Source organism: Actinomadura alba (genome assembly GCF_014323705.1).
Classification (GTDB): domain Bacteria; phylum Actinomycetota; class Actinomycetes; order Streptosporangiales; family Streptosporangiaceae; genus Actinomadura_C; species Actinomadura_C alba.
Window position 1 is genome coordinate 33,458 of the sequence record NZ_JABVEC010000034.1, and the last position, 15,927, is coordinate 49,384.

The 15,927-nt window shown below is 71.2% G+C and carries 13 protein-coding genes; 9 read left to right on the forward strand and 4 right to left on the reverse strand.

Features of this window, described 5'->3' with window-relative positions; all coding sequences use genetic code 11:
* The first annotated feature begins 118 nt into the window (after positions 1 to 118).
* From HKK74_RS31410 to HKK74_RS31420, 3 genes are all read left to right on the forward strand, one after another.
* Positions 119 to 1,591, forward strand: coding sequence for an amino acid permease (locus HKK74_RS31410; protein ID WP_187247016.1), 1,473 nt, complete (start codon positions 119 to 121; stop codon positions 1,589 to 1,591).
* Positions 1,592 to 1,666: 75 nt separating this feature from the next.
* Complete coding sequence (locus HKK74_RS31415) at positions 1,667 to 3,034, forward strand: FAD-dependent oxidoreductase (protein ID WP_376771573.1); 1,368 nt, start codon at positions 1,667 to 1,669, stop codon at positions 3,032 to 3,034.
* 207 nt (positions 3,035 to 3,241) lie between these two features.
* A complete protein-coding gene (locus tag HKK74_RS31420) occupies positions 3,242 to 3,607 on the forward strand; it encodes a hypothetical protein (protein WP_187247017.1) in 366 nt (121 codons plus the stop codon).
* 6 nt (positions 3,608 to 3,613) lie between these two features.
* Here HKK74_RS31420 and dxs read toward each other — a convergent pair whose 3' ends face one another.
* On the reverse strand, positions 3,614 to 5,524 hold the full coding sequence (dxs, locus tag HKK74_RS31425; protein WP_187247018.1) for a 1-deoxy-D-xylulose-5-phosphate synthase: 1,911 nt from the start codon (positions 5,522 to 5,524) through the stop codon (positions 3,614 to 3,616).
* A gap of 149 nt (positions 5,525 to 5,673) precedes the next feature.
* Between dxs and idi the strand changes: the two genes are divergently transcribed.
* The 5 genes from idi to HKK74_RS31450 all read left to right on the forward strand — a co-directional run bounded on the left by idi (position 5,674) and on the right by HKK74_RS31450 (position 10,233).
* The gene (gene idi, locus HKK74_RS31430) at positions 5,674 to 6,264 is read left to right on the forward strand and encodes an isopentenyl-diphosphate Delta-isomerase (RefSeq protein ID WP_187247019.1); all 591 of its coding nucleotides are present in this window, start codon (positions 5,674 to 5,676) and stop codon (positions 6,262 to 6,264) included.
* Positions 6,265 to 6,419: 155 nt separating this feature from the next.
* The gene (locus tag HKK74_RS31435; RefSeq protein WP_187247020.1) at positions 6,420 to 7,718 is read left to right on the forward strand and encodes an ABC transporter substrate-binding protein; all 1,299 of its coding nucleotides are present in this window, start codon (positions 6,420 to 6,422) and stop codon (positions 7,716 to 7,718) included.
* Positions 7,719 to 7,821: 103 nt separating this feature from the next.
* Positions 7,822 to 8,697 carry a carbohydrate ABC transporter permease gene (locus tag HKK74_RS31440; RefSeq protein WP_187247052.1) on the forward strand — a complete coding sequence of 292 codons (876 nt, stop codon included), beginning with the start codon at positions 7,822 to 7,824 and terminating at the stop codon, positions 8,695 to 8,697.
* Entirely contained in the window at positions 8,694 to 9,539 is an 846-nt protein-coding gene (locus tag HKK74_RS31445; protein WP_425544364.1) for a carbohydrate ABC transporter permease, read from the forward strand. The genes HKK74_RS31440 and HKK74_RS31445 overlap by 4 nt, the downstream gene beginning before the upstream one ends.
* Positions 9,540 to 9,780: 241 nt before the next feature.
* Positions 9,781 to 10,233, forward strand: a complete 453-nt coding sequence (locus tag HKK74_RS31450; protein WP_187247021.1) for an ASCH domain-containing protein — start codon at positions 9,781 to 9,783, stop codon at positions 10,231 to 10,233.
* Here the strand turns inward: HKK74_RS31450 and mug are convergent.
* Both mug and HKK74_RS31460 read right to left on the reverse strand, forming a co-directional pair.
* A complete protein-coding gene (gene mug / locus HKK74_RS31455) occupies positions 10,223 to 10,792 on the reverse strand; it encodes a G/U mismatch-specific DNA glycosylase (protein ID WP_187247022.1) in 570 nt (189 codons plus the stop codon). The two genes, HKK74_RS31450 and mug, sit on opposite strands and share 11 nt — an antisense overlap.
* A 1-nt stretch (position 10,793) precedes the next feature.
* A complete protein-coding gene (locus tag HKK74_RS31460; protein WP_187247023.1) occupies positions 10,794 to 11,513 on the reverse strand; it encodes a sulfite exporter TauE/SafE family protein in 720 nt (239 codons plus the stop codon).
* A 326-nt stretch (positions 11,514 to 11,839) separates the two neighbouring features.
* On the opposite strand from HKK74_RS31460, the gene HKK74_RS31465 reads away from it, so the two are divergent.
* Positions 11,840 to 13,801, forward strand: coding sequence for a serine/threonine protein kinase (locus HKK74_RS31465; protein ID WP_187247024.1), 1,962 nt, complete (start codon positions 11,840 to 11,842; stop codon positions 13,799 to 13,801).
* Between the two features lie 4 nt (positions 13,802 to 13,805).
* On the opposite strand, the gene HKK74_RS31470 is transcribed toward HKK74_RS31465, so the two are convergent.
* Positions 13,806 to 15,923 carry a transglutaminase TgpA family protein gene (locus tag HKK74_RS31470; protein ID WP_187247025.1) on the reverse strand — a complete coding sequence of 706 codons (2,118 nt, stop codon included), beginning with the start codon at positions 15,921 to 15,923 and terminating at the stop codon, positions 13,806 to 13,808.
* Positions 15,924 to 15,927: the final 4 nt, after the last annotated feature.

Sequence of the window (15,927 nt, forward strand, 5' to 3'; positions counted from 1 at the left end):
GATTCGGCGAAAAGAAGGCCGCGCAGGTGACTTTCGCCGTGAATCGGGGAGCATGCGTATGCCAACCGACCGTACTGACGGCGACACACAACGCATGCCCTTGGCGAGGAGGCGCCCGATGAACCTGTTCCGGACGATGCCGGTCGAGCGATCCATCAGAGACACCGAGGAACCGGAGCATCGGCTTCGCAAGGACCTCTCGGCGCTCGACCTGACCGTCTTCGGAGTCGGCGTCATCATCGGCACCGGTATCTTCGTGCTCACCGGAGAGGTCGCGCGGGAGAAGGCCGGGCCCGCGGTCGCCATCTCGTTCGTCATCGCCGGAATCGTGTGCGGGCTCGCCGCACTCTGCTACGCCGAGTTCGCCTCCACCGTGCCGGTGGCCGGCTCCGCGTACACCTTCTCCTTCGCCACGCTCGGCGAGTTCCCGGCCTGGATCATCGGCTGGGACCTCATCCTGGAACTGGCGCTCGGCGCGGCCGTCGTCGCGGTGGGGTGGTCGGGCTACGCCAAGTCGCTGCTCGACAGCATGGGCGTCCATCTGCCCGACTCGATAGCGGGCGAACACGCCATCTTCAACGTCCCGGCCATGCTGATCGTCGCGGCGGTGACGGCGCTGCTCGTCATCGGGATCAAGGTGTCGTCCCGGCTCAACGCCATCGTGGTGACGATCAAGGTCGCCGTCATCCTGCTCGTGATCGTGGCCGGGGCGTTCTTCGTCAAGGGCGCCAACTACACGCCGTTCTTCCCCAAGCCGGAGTCGAGCCCGTCGGTCGAGGGCATCAGGGCCCCGCTCATCCAGGGGCTGTTCGGCATCACACCGGTGAGCTACGGGTGGTTCGGCGTCTTCGCAGCGGTGGCGATCGTGTTCTTCGCCTTCATCGGCTTCGACGTCGTCGCCACCGCGGCCGAGGAGGCCCGGCGGCCGCAACGCGACCTGCCCATCGCCATCATCGCCTCCTTGGTGATCTGCACCGTTCTCTACATCGCCGTGTCGCTCGTCGTCGTCGGCATCGTGAACTACAAGCAGCTGAACATCGAGGCGCCGCTGGCCGAGGCGTTCAAGGCGGTCGGGCACCCCGGCTTCGCCACGATCATCAGCGTCGGGGCACTGGCCGGGCTGACCACGGTGGTGCTGATCCTGCTGCTCGGCCAGAGCCGGGTGTTCTTCGCGATGAGCCGCGACGGCCTCCTGCCCTCGTGGCTGGCCGCGGTGCACCCGCGGTTCGGCACCCCCTACCGCTCGACCGTCATCCTGGGCGCCATCGTCGCGATCATGGCCGGACTGATTCCGCTCGCGGCGCTCGCGGAACTGGTCAACATCGGCACCCTGTTCGCCTTCGTGGTGGTGTCGATCGGGGTGGTGATCCTGCGGCGGACCCGTCCGGACCTGCCGCGCTCGTTCCGCACTCCGTTCGTGCCTGTGCTGCCCGCCCTCTCGGTGCTCGGGTGCCTGTTCGTGATGCTGAACCTGCCGGTGGAGACCTGGCTGCGGTTCGCCGCCTGGATGGTGCTCGGATCGGCGATCTACTTCGTGTACGGCCGCCACCACAGCCGGCTCGCCGCCCCGGCGACCAAGATCGACGCCTGATCACATGGCGCCGTGCCCGATTTCGCCCGCCTTTCCTTGTAGGTGATCGGCCGCCGTGTGGGCACAATGCGAGGTGTGGCGGATCCAACGGTTTTGCGTGTGGCGGTCATCGGCTCCGGGCCGGCCGGGATCTACACGGCCGAGGCCCTGGTCAAACAGGCGGCCGGGCAGGTGCGGGTCGATGTCTTCGACCGGCTCCCGACGCCGTACGGCCTGGTCAGGTACGGCGTCGCGCCCGATCACAAGTCCATCAAGTCGATCGCGCGCTACCTGCAGGGCGTGCTCGAGAACCCGGCGGTGCGCTTCTTCGGCTGTGTCGAGCTCGGCCGGGACCTCACCCGGGCCGACCTGCTCGCGTGCTACGACGCCGTCGTGTACTCGACCGGCGCGATGGTCGACCGGCACCTCGGCATTCCGGGCGAGGACCTTCCGGGCAGCGTCGCCGCCACCGACTTCGTCAACTGGTACTGCGGCCACCCCGACGCCGCCGACCACCGGTTCGACCTGACGGCCGGCGAGGTCGCGGTCATCGGGGTCGGCAACGTCGCCGTCGACGTCGTGCGGATCCTCGCCAAGACCGCCGAGGAACTGCGCGACACCGACGTCCCCCAGGAGGTACTCGACGCGCTCTCGGCCAGTGCGGTGCGGCGGATCCACATGATCGGGCGGCGCGGCCCGGCGCAGGCCAAGTTCACCACCAAGGAGGCGCGGGAGCTCGGCGAACTGCCGCACGCCGCCATCCACGTGCGCCCCGAGGATCTCGATCTTGCCGCGGCCGACCCCACCGGAGCCAGCACGGCGCTGGCCGAGTCGGACCGGATCGTACGCGGCAACATGAAGGCGATGCGGGCCTGGGTGGAGCCCCCGCCGGGCGACCGGCCGCGCCGCATCGACGTGCGCTTCTGGCGTGCGCCCGTGGAGATCCTCGGCACCGATCGGGTGGAGGGCCTGCGGCTGGAGCGGACCCGCCTCACCGAGGAGGGGCGGGTGACCGGCACCGGTGAGTACGAGACGCTGCCGGTGGGCATGGTGCTCCGGTCGGTCGGCTACCAGAGCGTGCCCCTCGACGGTGTGCCGTTCGACCAGCGCTCGCACGTCGTGCCGAACGAGGAGGGCCGGATCCTCGGCGCGGACGGCCGGGTGGTTCCGCGAGAGTACGTCGCCGGCTGGATCAAGCGGGGCCCGACCGGAGTGGTCGGCACGAACAAGTCCGACGCGGCCGAGACCGTGCGGGCACTGCTCGCCGACCTCGGTGATCTCACGCACGACCGGCCGCAGCAGCGCATCGAATCGCTGCTCGAGGCCCGCGGAGTTCCGGCGGTGACCTACGCGGACTGGCTGAACCTCGACGCCGCCGAGATCGCGCTGGCCCGGTCGCTCGAGCGCGGCGACCGCGTCAAGCTCGGACGGTGGGCGGCCATGCGCGCCGCCTGCCGCCCCTAGCGGAACCCCCGTTTCGAGGGTTCCGTCGGCAGAAGTCCGGGATGTTGCCTTTGCGGAGAAGATTCTCCGTCGATCTCGGGACGCGCTAAAGGTCGTGACGCTCTTTTCGTACGACCTGTCGGGCGAATGCCGCCAAAGGCATTGCCGAGCGGATTGGGCGACCTGGAAATGGTGACGCGGACATGATCCGGGCGCTACCGTGCGCATGTGCCCGACGTTCCCGAGGTACATGGATTTCCCACACCCAGGCAGCTGCCGCAGCTCAGGTGGCTCGGCCCGGACTACGTCGCCGTCCTCGTGCGCGACCTCACCCGGGGCCTGCGGCGCCAGGACGCCGGCACGTCCGTGATGGGCGTGCGCTGTGAGTCCGAGCCCGTGCTCAAGGCGTCGGTCGACTCGCGCGGGATGATCCGCGATCACGACGCCGGCTTCCTGCTGCACGTGTTCGTCCAGGACGGCGCGGGCCGCCCATGGCGGCTGCGCGGCCGCTGGACCTACGTCGGCCGTGACCTCGGCACCGCCACGGCGTCGGTCACCCACTACTGGGAGCTCTTCTCCGCCGACGGCGTCTAGCCGGGTTCAGTCGGTCACGAGCCGCTGCAGCTCGGTGACATGCGTCACCCGGGCCACGGCCGCGGTGATGTCACGGGCCAGGGCCTGCGGGGTGAGCCCGATATCGCTGAGGATCTCGGCGCGCTTGGCGTGGTCGAGGAACTCCTGGGGGATGCCGAACGTGCGCACCGGGACGTCCACCTCGGCGTCGCGGAGCAGCCGGGCGACCGCGTCGCCGACCGCGCCGACCCGGCCGTTGTCCTCGACGACGGCGACCAGGCTGTGTTCGCCCGCCGCGGCGACCAGCGCCGGGTCGAGCGGCTTGACCCACAGCGGGTCGACCACGGTGACCCCGATGCCGTGCGCGGACAGCCGCTCGGCCGCCTCGCAGGCCGCCCCCGCCATCGATCCGACGGCCACGACGAGGACGCTGGCACCGTTGGAGCCGGACTTGCGGGCCAGCACGTCCATCCCGCCGAGCGAGTCGATCGCGTCGACGTCGGCGGGGACGGCGCCCTTGGAAAAGCGCAGGGCGGTCGGGCCGCCGGTCACCGCGACGCACTCGCGCAGCAGCTCGCGCAGTCGGGTGCCGTCCCGCGGCACCGCGACGCGCATTCCCGGCACGAGCTGCAGGATGGACAGGTCCCACATGCCGTTGTGGCTCGCGCCGTCGTCGCCCGTGACCCCGGCCCGGTCGAGCACGAACGTCACCGCCTGCTCGTGCAGGGCGACGTCCATCAGCATCTGGTCGAAGGCCCGGTTGAGGAAGGTCGCGTAGACCGCCACCACCGGGTGCAGGCCGCCCATGGCGAGGCCCGCCGCCGAAGTCACCGCGTGCTGCTCGGCGATGCCGACGTCGAAGGTACGCTCCGGATAGGCCTCGGCGAACGCCGCGAGGCCCACCGGATGCAGCATTGCGGCGGTGATGGCCACCACGTCGGGCCGCTGGGCGCCGATCTCGACCATCTCGTCGCTGAACTCGTTCGTCCAGATGCGCGGCTTGGGCTTCTGCACCCCGGTCGCCAGGTCGTACGGTCCGGGCGAGTGGAACCGCTCTTCCTCGTCGTTCTCCGCGGGCGAGTAGCCGAAGCCCTTCCGCGTGATGCAGTGCACGATGACCGGGGCGCCGAACCGCCGCGCCTTGCGCAGCGCGCGCTCGAGGGCGTCCTCGTCGTGACCGTCGATCGGGCCGACGTACTTCAGGCCGAGGTCCTCGAACATCGCCTGCGGCTGCAGGACGTCCTTGAGGCCCTTCTTGATGCCGTGCAACGCCTCGTACGCGACGTTGCCCACCACCGGCGTACGGGGCACGGTCTTCTTGATCAGGTCGAGCGCGTGCTCGTATCCCGGGGTCACCCGCAGGTCGGCGAGATGGCTGGCCAGCCCGCCGATCGTCGGCGAGTAGGACCGGCCGTTGTCGTTGACGATGATGATCACAGGCCGGTCCGGCCCGGCCGCGATGTTGTTCAGCGCCTCCCAGCACATGCCGCCGGTGAGCGCGCCGTCGCCGACGACCGCGACGACCGCCCGGTCCTTCTCACCGCGCAGCTCGAAGGCCTTGGCGAACCCGTCGGCGTACGAGAGCGCGGTGGAGGCGTGGGAGTTCTCGATGATGTCGTGTTCGGACTCGGCCCTGCTCGGGTAGCCGGACAGCCCGCCACGCTGCTTCAGCAGGCTGAAGTCCTGCCGGCCGGTCAGCAGCTTGTGCACGTACGCCTGGTGGCCGGTGTCGAAAAGGATCTTGTCACGCGGGGAGTCGAACACCCGGTGGAGCGCGATGGTCAGCTCCACGGCCCCAAGGTTGGGCCCGAGGTGCCCGCCCGTCTTGGACACCGCGTCGACCAGGAAATCCCGGATCTCGCCGGCGAGCTGGGACAACTGCGCCTGGTCCAGCCGCTTAAGGTCTTCCGGCCTTCTCATCGACTTCAACAGGCTCACATGCGCTCCTCGGATCAGAGACGACCTCGGCTCTGACTATTCGACGTCCTGAGTTTAGTGTCGGTTGCCGGTAGGGCCGCGCCGGTCTTGGATCTGTAAGGATCTTCCCACGGATTCCGGACATCGCAGCGATGGGGTAGGACAGAGACATGGGTGATGAGGAGATCGTGCTCCTGGACGAAGCGGGCGCGGCGGTCGGCACGGCACCGAAGGCCTCCAGCCACCACCGCGCCACGCCGTACCACCTCGCGTTCTCCTGCTATCTGGTGGACGACGCCGGGCGGGTGCTGATCACTCAGCGCGCCCACGACAAGCCGACGTGGCCCTCGGTGTGGACCAACAGCTGCTGCGGGCACCCCGCACCCGGCGAGACGTTGCGCGGCGCCGTGCTCAGGCGGCTCGGCGACGAGCTCGGGGTCAGGGCGGGCGCGGGCGGGTTCACGCTGCTCCTGCCGGAGTTCTCCTACCGCGCCGAGATGGACAACGGCGTGACGGAGTTCGAGCGGTGCCCGGTCGTACGGGTCCGCGTCGCCCCGCCGGAGGCCGGCACGGTACGGCCCAACCCCGTCGAGGTGGCGGCCGCCGAGTGGCGGACCTGGGACGAGTGCCTGGAGCTCGCCGGCCGGCCCGAGGCCTCCCCCTGGTACCGCCTCCAGGTGGAACAGCTCGACCCGCTCGGCATTCCGGCGGACTGGCCGGCCGCGCCGACGTCGCTGCTCCCTCCCGCCCTCTCCTGGTAGCCCGTCCTCCCGGCGGCGCGCGGCAGCACTCTTAATGATCACGGGAGCGTAACGAGTCTTGCTTTGGACACTGTCCAAGCAGACGCTTGGTCGTGGACACGCGCCGGAAACATCCGGGCATCGGGGGACGGCCAGAAACCCGAAGGGACATGGCGATGCGAGGACGGTGGACGGCGGTCGCCGCGGTAGCGCTGAGCGGTCTCCTGCTCGCGACCGGCTGCGGCGGAGGCGACGACGGTGGCGGTGGCGGCGGCAAGGCCGATACCAGTGTGGAGGTCTTCTCCTGGTGGACCGGACCGGGTGAGGCCGACGGCCTCGCCGCGATGAAGGCCGACTTCGAGAAGAAGAACCCCGGCATCAAGTTCAACAACGCCGCCATCGCGGGCGGCTCGGGCACCCAGGCCAAGGCGGTGCTGGCCAGCCGGCTGCAGAACCGCCAGCCGCCCGACTCCTTCCAGGGGCACGCCGGCGCCGAGCTGCTCGACTACATCAAGGCCGGGCAGATCGAGCCGCTCGACTCCTTCTACGACGACAACGGGCTGCGCCAGGTCTACCCGCAGCAGTTGCTCGACCAGATCAGCTACCAGGGCCACATCTACTCGGTGCCGGTGAACATCCACCGCTCCAACGTGCTGTGGTACAGCCCCTCGGTGCTGAAGGAGGCGGGCGTCTCCGGGGCGCCGAAGACCATCGCCGAGTTCATCACCGCTCTCAAGGCGGTGAAGGACAAGACCGGCAAGGTGCCGCTGTCGCTGGGCGCCCAGTGGACCTCCGACCATCTGCTGGAGAACGTGCTGCTGGGCGACCTCGGCACCGACGGCTACAACGCGCTGTGGAAGCCGGGCGCCGACTGGAGCGGGCCGCAGGTCACCAAGGCGCTGCAGGACTTCGCCGAGATCCTCAAGTACACGACCTTCGAGGCCGCCTCCACGGACTGGCAGGGTGCCGCGAAGGCCGTCGTCGACGGCAAGGCCGCCTTCAACATCATGGGCGACTGGGCCTACGGCTACTTCGTCGGCGCCGCGCCGAACGGCCTCGGCAAGAAGGCCGACACCGACTTCAAGTGGGCCGCGTCGCCGGGCACCGAGGGCACCTACATGTGGCTGTCGGACAGCTTCACGCTGCCGAAGGGCGCCCCGCACCGCACCGCCGCCGTCGCGTGGCTGAAGACGGCCGCCAGCAAGGAGGGGCAGGACCTCTTCAACCCGAAGAAGGGCTCCATCCCGGCCCGCAAGGACGGCGACAAGTCGCTCTACACCGGCTACCTGTCCGACGCCCTGGAGCAGTGGCAGTCGCCCACCATCAAGCTGGCCGGCTCGTTCTGGCACGGCGTGACGGCCAACAACAAGCTGCACACCGACATCGACACCGCGGTGGGCCTGTTCCTCCAGGACAAGGACGTGGCCAAGCTGCAGAGCGCCCTGGTCACGGCGGCCAAGAACGACATCCAATGACGCTGCGCCCATCCCCCGTCCGCGCGGACGACCGCGAACCCACGACCGGAGGGGCGTGAGGTTGCGGTCGTCCGCGCCCGGACGGGTGCCGAGAGCGCGCCGGATGCCGCAGTGGCTGCCGGGGCTGCTGCTGGTCTCGCCGTCGATCGTGGCGATCGGCCTGTTCGTGTACGGGCTGATCTTCTGGAACACCAGGGTCGCGCTGAGCGGCCGGCACGACGAGATCTCCCCGTACCGGTTCGACAAGGGCGAGAACTTCGTCGACCTGTGGAGCCAGCCCAGCTGGCCCGGAGCGGTGCGGCACGCGCTGCTGTTCACCGCGGTCTTCGTCGGGGGCGCTCTGCTGCTCGGCTGGTTCCTCGCCTTCCTGATGGAGAAGGGGATCCGGTGGGAGGGCGGCTTCCGCGCGATCTACCTCTTCCCGATGGCGGTGTCGTTCATCGCGAGCGGCGTCGTCTGGCGCTGGCTGATGAACCCGGCTCCGCCCGAGCGCGCGGTGGGCCTCAACCAGCTGCTGGAGAAGCTTGGGCTCGGCTTCGCAGCCAACGACTGGTGGCAGAACCCGCGCTGGGGCATGGCCGCGATGGCGATCCCCGCCATCTGGCAGATGTCGGGCTATGTCATGGCGCTCTATCTCGCCGGTTTCCGCGGCGTCCCCGAGGACCTGCGCGAGGCGGCCCGGGTGGACGGCTGCTCGGAGTGGCAGGTCTACCGGTACATCGTCTTTCCCCAGCTCCGGCCGGTGACTCTCTCAGCCCTGATCATCCTCGGCCACATCTCGCTCAAGGTGTTCGACCTCATCATGGCGATCGCGGGCAAGCAGATCATCACCTATGTGCCCGCCATCGCCACGTACGTGGAGGTGTTCGACCGGCATGACCCCGCCAACGGCGCGACCATCGCGACCTACCTGCTGCTGGCGGTGGCCGTGCTGGTGATCCCCTACCTCGTCTGGTCCGTACGCGCGGACCGCCGGTGACCGCGATCTCCCCCGTGCGCCGGGGACGTGCGCTGCGGACGGCCCGGCTGGTGATCCTGCTGGCCGTCGCGATGGTCTTCCTGATGCCGGTGTACGTGCTGGTCGTCACGAGCTTCAAGTCGCTGAGCGAGGCCGACCCGAGCACGGCCTGGAGCCTGCCGCAGGCGTGGAGCACCGAGGGCTGGCAGGCCGCGTGGACGGCGCTGAAGCCGGGGCTGGCCAACAGCTTCAAGATCGCGGTGACCGGCTCGCTGATCTCCGCGGTGCTCGGGTCGCTCAACGGCTTCGTGCTCTCGAAGTGGCGGTTCCCCGGGGCGGACGCCGTCTTCACGCTGTTCCTGTTCGGGATGTTCATCCCGTACCAGGCGGTGATGATCCCGCTCGCCGGCCTGCTGACCCGCATGGAGCTGGTGGGCAGCATCAGCGGCCTGGTACTGGCGCACGTGGTTTACGGGATCCCGATCTGCACGCTCATCTTCCGGAACTACTACGTCACGATCCCGGATGAGCTGATCGAAGCGGCCCGGGTGGACGGGGCCGGCATGCTGCGGACCTACCGCTCGATCGTGTTCCCGGTGTCGGGGCCCGCCTTCGCCGTGACGCTGATCTGGCAGTTCACCTCGCTCTGGAACGACTTCCTCTTCGCGGTGTTCCTCGGCGCGCCGAAGAGCTGGCCGGTCACGGTGATGCTGAACAACACCGCCGGTTCGGGCGCGGTCGCGGTGCAGTACAGCCAGCAGATGGCGTCGGCGCTGCTGGCGTCGCTGCCCACGCTCGTCGTCTATCTTCTGCTCGGCCGGTTCTTCATGCGCGGGCTGCTGGCCGGCGCGCTCAAGGGATGACCGGAACGACCGCCTCAGGACAACCGGATGACGCCATCGCGCGTCCTTTCTCGGACCGGGAATCTCCATCCCGCCGCGGCCGGTGAACGAAGCCGCTGGTGAACGGAGCCGATCGGCAGCATGAACGGAATCTCATCGGCATCAAGCCATAAATCCTTCTAAATCGGGCACACAGCTCCTGTAAACCCGGTAAGGATAGGTGTCAGATGCGCACCGAAGAAGAGGACAGAGGAGGCACTGCGTGCAGGCGATCAGTGTTCGGCAGCCGTGGGCTTGGGCCATCGCGCGTGGCCACAAGACGCTCTACAACCAGAGCCTGCCCACCGGCTATCGGGGACCGCTCCTCGTCCACGCCTCCATGCGGGTCGACCTGAAGGCCGGCGACTCGGCGCTGATGCACTCCGCCGGCTGGGACCCCGCGGACCCGCTCGCCACACTCGGTGCCGTCATCGCGGTCGCCGAGCTCGACGACGTCTGCGCGGCCTCCGCCGGTGGCGCGGTCCACGGCGAAGACGACCGCCACTGCTCCTGCGGTGCCTGGGCCGAGCCGGGCGCGTACCACTGGCGGCTCACGAACGTGCGCACCCTGCACCGGCCGATCGTCTCACTCGGCCGGCCGGGGCTCTGGCAGCCGCCGCCCACCCTCGTCGCCGACGTCGACGCGATGCTGGGGACCGCCGAGCTCAACCGCTGATCGCGGCGCGCAGACGGGCGAACTCGGCGGCGATCCGGTCCAGTGGCCAGCTCGCGTTGAGCCCGCTCGGATTCGGCAGTACCCACACCCCGGCCGCTCCGATCGCCTCACGCTGCGGTCCGATGGCCGCGCGGGGCCGCCCGAACGCGGTGCGGTAGGCGGTCACCCCGGCGATCCCGACATAGGCCGGGTGGTACCGCCCGATGAGGGCGAGGAGCCGCTCCGCCCCCTCGCGCAGTTCCTCACCGCCGAGCTCGTCGGCCCGGGCGGTGGCCCGGTCGACCAGGTTGGTGATGCCGAGGCCGTACGACGGCAGCAGGTCCTGTTCGGCCGGCTCCAGGAGCCGGTCGGTGAATCCGGACCGGTGCAGCGCCGGCCAGAAGCGGTTACCGGGACGGGCGAAGTGATGCCCGGTCGCACCGGAGTACAGACCCGGATTGATGCCGCAGAACAGCACCCGCAACGGTGCCCCGGCAGGTGGCAGGACGTCACCGATCGCGCGGTCGCGGGCGTCCCTCACCTGGGCGGCGGTGGGTCCCGATGCTCGCCGCCGGGTCATGTCAGCCGAGGCTCCGCATGACGAGGACCAGGGCGGCGGCCGCCGTGACGAGCAGGACACCGGCGCGCATGCGGCCATTGTCCAGGATCCGCCGCAGCGGCCGGGAGAGCACGAAACCGGCCATGGCGAACGGGGTGAGCACCAGCCCCGCCGTGACCTGCCGCACCGGCAGCTGGTCCACGGCGGCCAGCGTCAGCAGCGAGATCAGCGCCCCGATGGTGAAGAAGACGGCGAGGGTCGCCCGGATCCTCGGGCCCTCCTCGCGCTGGTACAGAAGAGCGAGCGGAGGTCCGCCGATCGAGGTGGCGGTACCCGTGGCCCCGGAGAACACGCCCGCCACCATCAGCGTCCGGGGGCTGCGCGGCATCCCGCGGGGCAACGCGGTGAGGCCGACCGCGGCCAGCACCATGCCACCAACGACGATTCCGAGGAGGCGATGCGGCAGCGCCACCACGACCCAGACGCCGAGCGGGGTGCCGGCCAGCCGCCCGCCGAACGCCCACCGCAGCCCGCGCCAGTCCGCGAACTGGACCTCGCGGACCAGTGTGAACAACGGCAGAACGGTCGCCGCGACGAGCACCGACCCGGGCATGAGCGACGGGAACAGCATCGTCACGACCGGCGCGGCGACCAGCCCGAGGCCGAGACCGACGCTGCCCTGGACGATCGCGCCGATGACGGCGGCGAGCCCCGCCACCGCGATGAAGCTCAGATCAGGCATGTCAGCCGTTACGTTAGTGACCGCGCGATCGAGGTGCATCCCCACCCCCGCCCGGTTCGGCCGGATGAAGCTGGAAAACGGATGACCTGACCGCCATACTTGAAGCGGCACGGGTTCGGGGCGACTCGCCGACCCGGACAGTTGGCGGCACGTGCCCACTGGAAGACGCGCCGGTCCGATGGCGGCACCCATCCGACTCGCCACTCGAGTGGCGTAGCGTCCTCCAGATTCCAGAACCTCCGGCGGACGAGCAGCGTACCCGTGACCGAGCATGCCGTGAAGCACCGGACCTCCGGTACTTCACCGCCATGGCAGGAGCCGCCCCCATGTCAGCGATGAAAGGCGATCAATCGGTCGCCCGTCTCATTACCGGCTACCACTCGCTGTCGGTGAGCCATCGGAACCAGGGCGCAGTCATCTATCACGCTCTGCGGGACGGCACCGACGCGCCCGCGGCGCTGAAGGTGCTGCGGCTCGAAGAGCCCGTCGCGACACCGGCCGGCGACGAGGAACTGTCCACCATGCTGCGCCTCTCGGAGCATCCGAACATCGTGAGCATCCTGGCGACGGCGGTCACCACGACCGGGCGTCCCTGCGTGGCGATGCAGTACTGCCAGGGCGGGTCCTACTCCGACATCCTGGCCGCCCGTGGCCCGCTGCCGGTGGAACGGGTCGTCGAAACCGGCGTCGCGATCGCCACGGCACTGGCCGCGGCGCACGCCGAGGGCGTGCTGCACGGAGCCGTGACGCCGAGCAACATACTCCAGGCGCAGTCCGGTCCCGCCTTGACCGACTTCCCCATCTCCCGCCCGCCGGAGGACCTCTCCGGCACGCTGGGAACGTCGACGCCGTACCACGCGGCGCCGGAGGTGCTCCAAGGGCTGGGGCACTCCCCCGCGTCCGATGTCTACAGCCTCGCCTCGACACTGTGGACGTTGCTCGCGGGGTACCCGCCGTTCGCCACGCCGGGTGACGCCGAACCCGACTTCTTCGCCTACCGCGACCGTGCGCTCACCGAACCCGCGCCTCCGGTGGCCGCCGACGACGTGCCGGCGCGTCTCCAGGACGTCCTCGCCAAGGCCCTGTCCAAGGACCCGGCCCATCGCCACGGCGGCGCCGAGGAGTTCGCCGCCGACCTGGCCTCGGCCGATACGCGCACCTCGCCCGCGTCGGCGCCGGCCACGGCGGAGCCGCGACCGGCGCCCGTGGCCCATCCGGAGAAGAGCCGCGGCTGGGGGTTCTTCGACGCCCAGCCCGACCTGGACCCGCCCACCATGGCCGCGACGCCTCCCGGTGCGCTGGAGCGGGCGGCCGAAGCCGGCTCGTTCGATCCCCCCGACGAGCACTGGACCGGCCCGGAGTGGGACGCGGAGGCGGAGTCGACCGCGAGCCCCCACTACATGGCGCCATCGGGTCCGCTGCCACAGGTGGACTACGTGTTCGACGCCGAGACGCCCGAGCCCCCGGCCGTCCCCGCACCCGACCCCGCACCCGACCCCGCCGCCGAACCGGACCCCGCGGCGGACCAACTGCCCGAACCGGACTACCTCGATCTCGATCTCGAACCGGACCACCTCGATTCCGAGCCTGATCACCTGCTCGAACCTGACTACCTCGATCCCGGTCCGGAGCCGGTCGCGCCCGAGCCGGGGCCGGTGGGGCTCGAGCCGGGGCCGGTGGGGCTCGAGCCGGGGCCGGTGGGGCTCGAGCCGGACGTCTCCGTCCCGCGGTCCGGCCACGAGCCGGTCCCGCCGGTGCACTGGGACCCGATGGCCGACTACGAACCGATCACTCCGACCACCTGGGCTGCGCCGGCCAAGCCGGCGTACTCGCGCGGCCGCCGCCCGGCGTTCGTCAAGGCCGGGGTGGGCGGGGTCGCGCTGGGCGTCATCGCGGTCATCGCCCTGTCGCTGGGCGGCAACTCGCCGGACGACGGTCCCACCGCCACGGCGCCGTCGCCGAGCGCGCCCGCTCCGGCCCCGTCCGGCCCGCTCGTCACGCCACGCGGCGACCTGCGCCACACACCGGGGCAGGTCCGCATCGCCGACCGGCAGATCGTCGTGGGGTTGTCGTGGCGCGACCGCAGTGACGGGAAGGCCGCCTACTACGTGGTGGGCGGGCCGTTGGGCCGGACGCCCACGACGCTGGCCGAGGTGCCCGCCGGCGGCACGAAAACCGAGATCAGCGGGGTGAACCCCGCGGCGAACTACTGCTTCACGGTGCTGGCGATCCTTGACGTCGATCAGGTCGCGGCGGCCGACCCCGTCTGCACCAAGCGCACGACGTGACCGCTCACCAGAAGAGCGGACGGGGATCGAGCCACCACAGCAGCCGGCGCAGGCGTGAGCGAGACCGCCTCAGCGTGCGCACGTGGCCGCTCGCGATGTCGGCCGCGGCCATCGCCTCGTCCGGCCCGACATCGTCGGCGAGCCCGAAGCCGACCGCGTTCGCCTGGACCGCCAGCCACTCCAGCCGGGGGTGATGGGCGGCGATGTCCCGGGCGGTGTGCGCGGCCGGTACCGGCCGGCCGGCCAGCCGCAGCCCGTCGAGCAGTTCCGCCCAGGCACCCAGGACCCGGTCGGCGGGCGTCCCCTCCCACAGCCGCCGCCGGGTCCGGCGGCGCCGCAGAACGGGCACCGCGACGAGCGGCGTCAGGAGGACCACCGCGATGACGAACGGCAGTACCGCCCTCAGGCCGGGGCCGCCGTCGGCCGCCTCGTTCCGCTCGGGTGGGGCGGCGGGAGCGGCCGATCGCCCGCCTCCGGGCGGCCGGGACGCCGCTCCGCTCGGCACCGGGCTCGGCACCGCGCCCTGAGGGGCCGCTCGGGAACCGGCGCTGGTCCGGCTGCCGGGGATCACGTCGAAGGGCACCCAGCCCACCCGGTCGAAGTAGATCTCGCCCCAGGCGACCGCGTCGCCGGTGCTGATCCGGTGACCGCCGGTGCCGTCCGGCCGGCCCGGACCGAATCCGACGGCGACCCTGCTGGGCAGCCCGGCCGCGCGCGCCAGTACGGCGAAGGCGCTCGCGAACTGGTCGGCGGTGCCCGCGCCGCGTCGCTGTCCGGGCATGACGAGGAACGAGGTGAGACTGACGTACCCGTGGCCGCCCCGGCCCTTGGGGTCGAGGACGTAGTTGCGGCGCAGGTACTCGGCCAGCCGCACCGCCTGCCGGTACGGGCTGTCGGTGCCGGCGACGAGCGCGGCCACGTCCCTGATGCGGGCGGCCGACCCTGGCGGCAGTTCCCGATAGCGGTCGAGCTCCGGGTCGGTCGGCACGAGTGCTCTCGCGGCGTCGGCGGGCCGCCAGCCGGGCACGTCGCCGGTGACCGTGTAGTGGTGCCCGGTGCCGTGCCCGTCCCGCGCCACCACCGTGCCCGACGCCTGGTCGTAGGCCACCGGCACGCCCTCGACCCGGCGCGGGTGTCCCACCGACGGCAGCCACGGGCCCGGCAGGCCCGCCACGGCCACGGTCGCCTGGCGCGAGGTGAGGCGCGGTGGCGGCGGGTCGGCCGGCGGCAGCGTCACACCCGCCGGGCTGTACCCCTTCTCCGGCAGCCAGGTGTGGCCGGTGAACTCCGACAGCGTCACCCAGCGCAGTTCCACGGGACGGTCGGCGCGCACCATGATGAGCGGATCGCCCGGCCGGGCGCCCCACGCCGGCAGGTAGCTGAGCGGGTTGACGGCCTCCTCGCGGGTGACGGGCGGATCCGCGTCATCGCCCGGGTCGGGTGGTCGCCGTGACCAGTCGGCCAGCACCGGCGGCCCGGCGAACGCGGCGAGCCCGGCGAGCAGTACGGCCATGGCGAGAGCGCGCAGGACCGCCCGTCCGTCCTGGTGAGCGCCCGGAGCCCGTGCGGTGGCGGTGCCGAGCAGGAGCGCCCCGCCGGCCACGAGCACGGCCACCGCGAGGTAGCCGGGCGTGCCGTCCGGCCCGGCCAGCACGAGCGCACCGGTCAGCAGCACCACCGGGGGTAGCAGGGCGAGCAGCGGGCGCCCGGCCCGCAGCGCGAGCACGGCGGTCGCGGCGGCCAGCCAGGTGCCCGCCAGCGGCAGGGCGAGCGTGTCCGCGGTCGCCGATACGGGCGGCGTCGGCGTCAGGATGCGGGCACCGGAGTTCAGCATCGCGTCGGCCGCGCCGGACAGCGCACCCGTGACCTCGCCGGGCCGCCACGCGGCGAGCACGACCACGGCCCCCGCCGGTACGGGCAGCCCGGACAGCAGCGCGGCGGTCGCCGAGAGCCCGCGGGCCAGCATCGCGGTGACCGCCACGGACACGACGGCCGTGCCGCCGAGCAGCACGCGCACCAGCGCGGCGTCGCCGTACAAGGGCGCGATGACCAGCGCGGAGGCCCACACCGCCACGGCCAGGCCCGCGTGGGTGACCGAGGCCGGGTCGCGGCTCCAGCTCATTCTC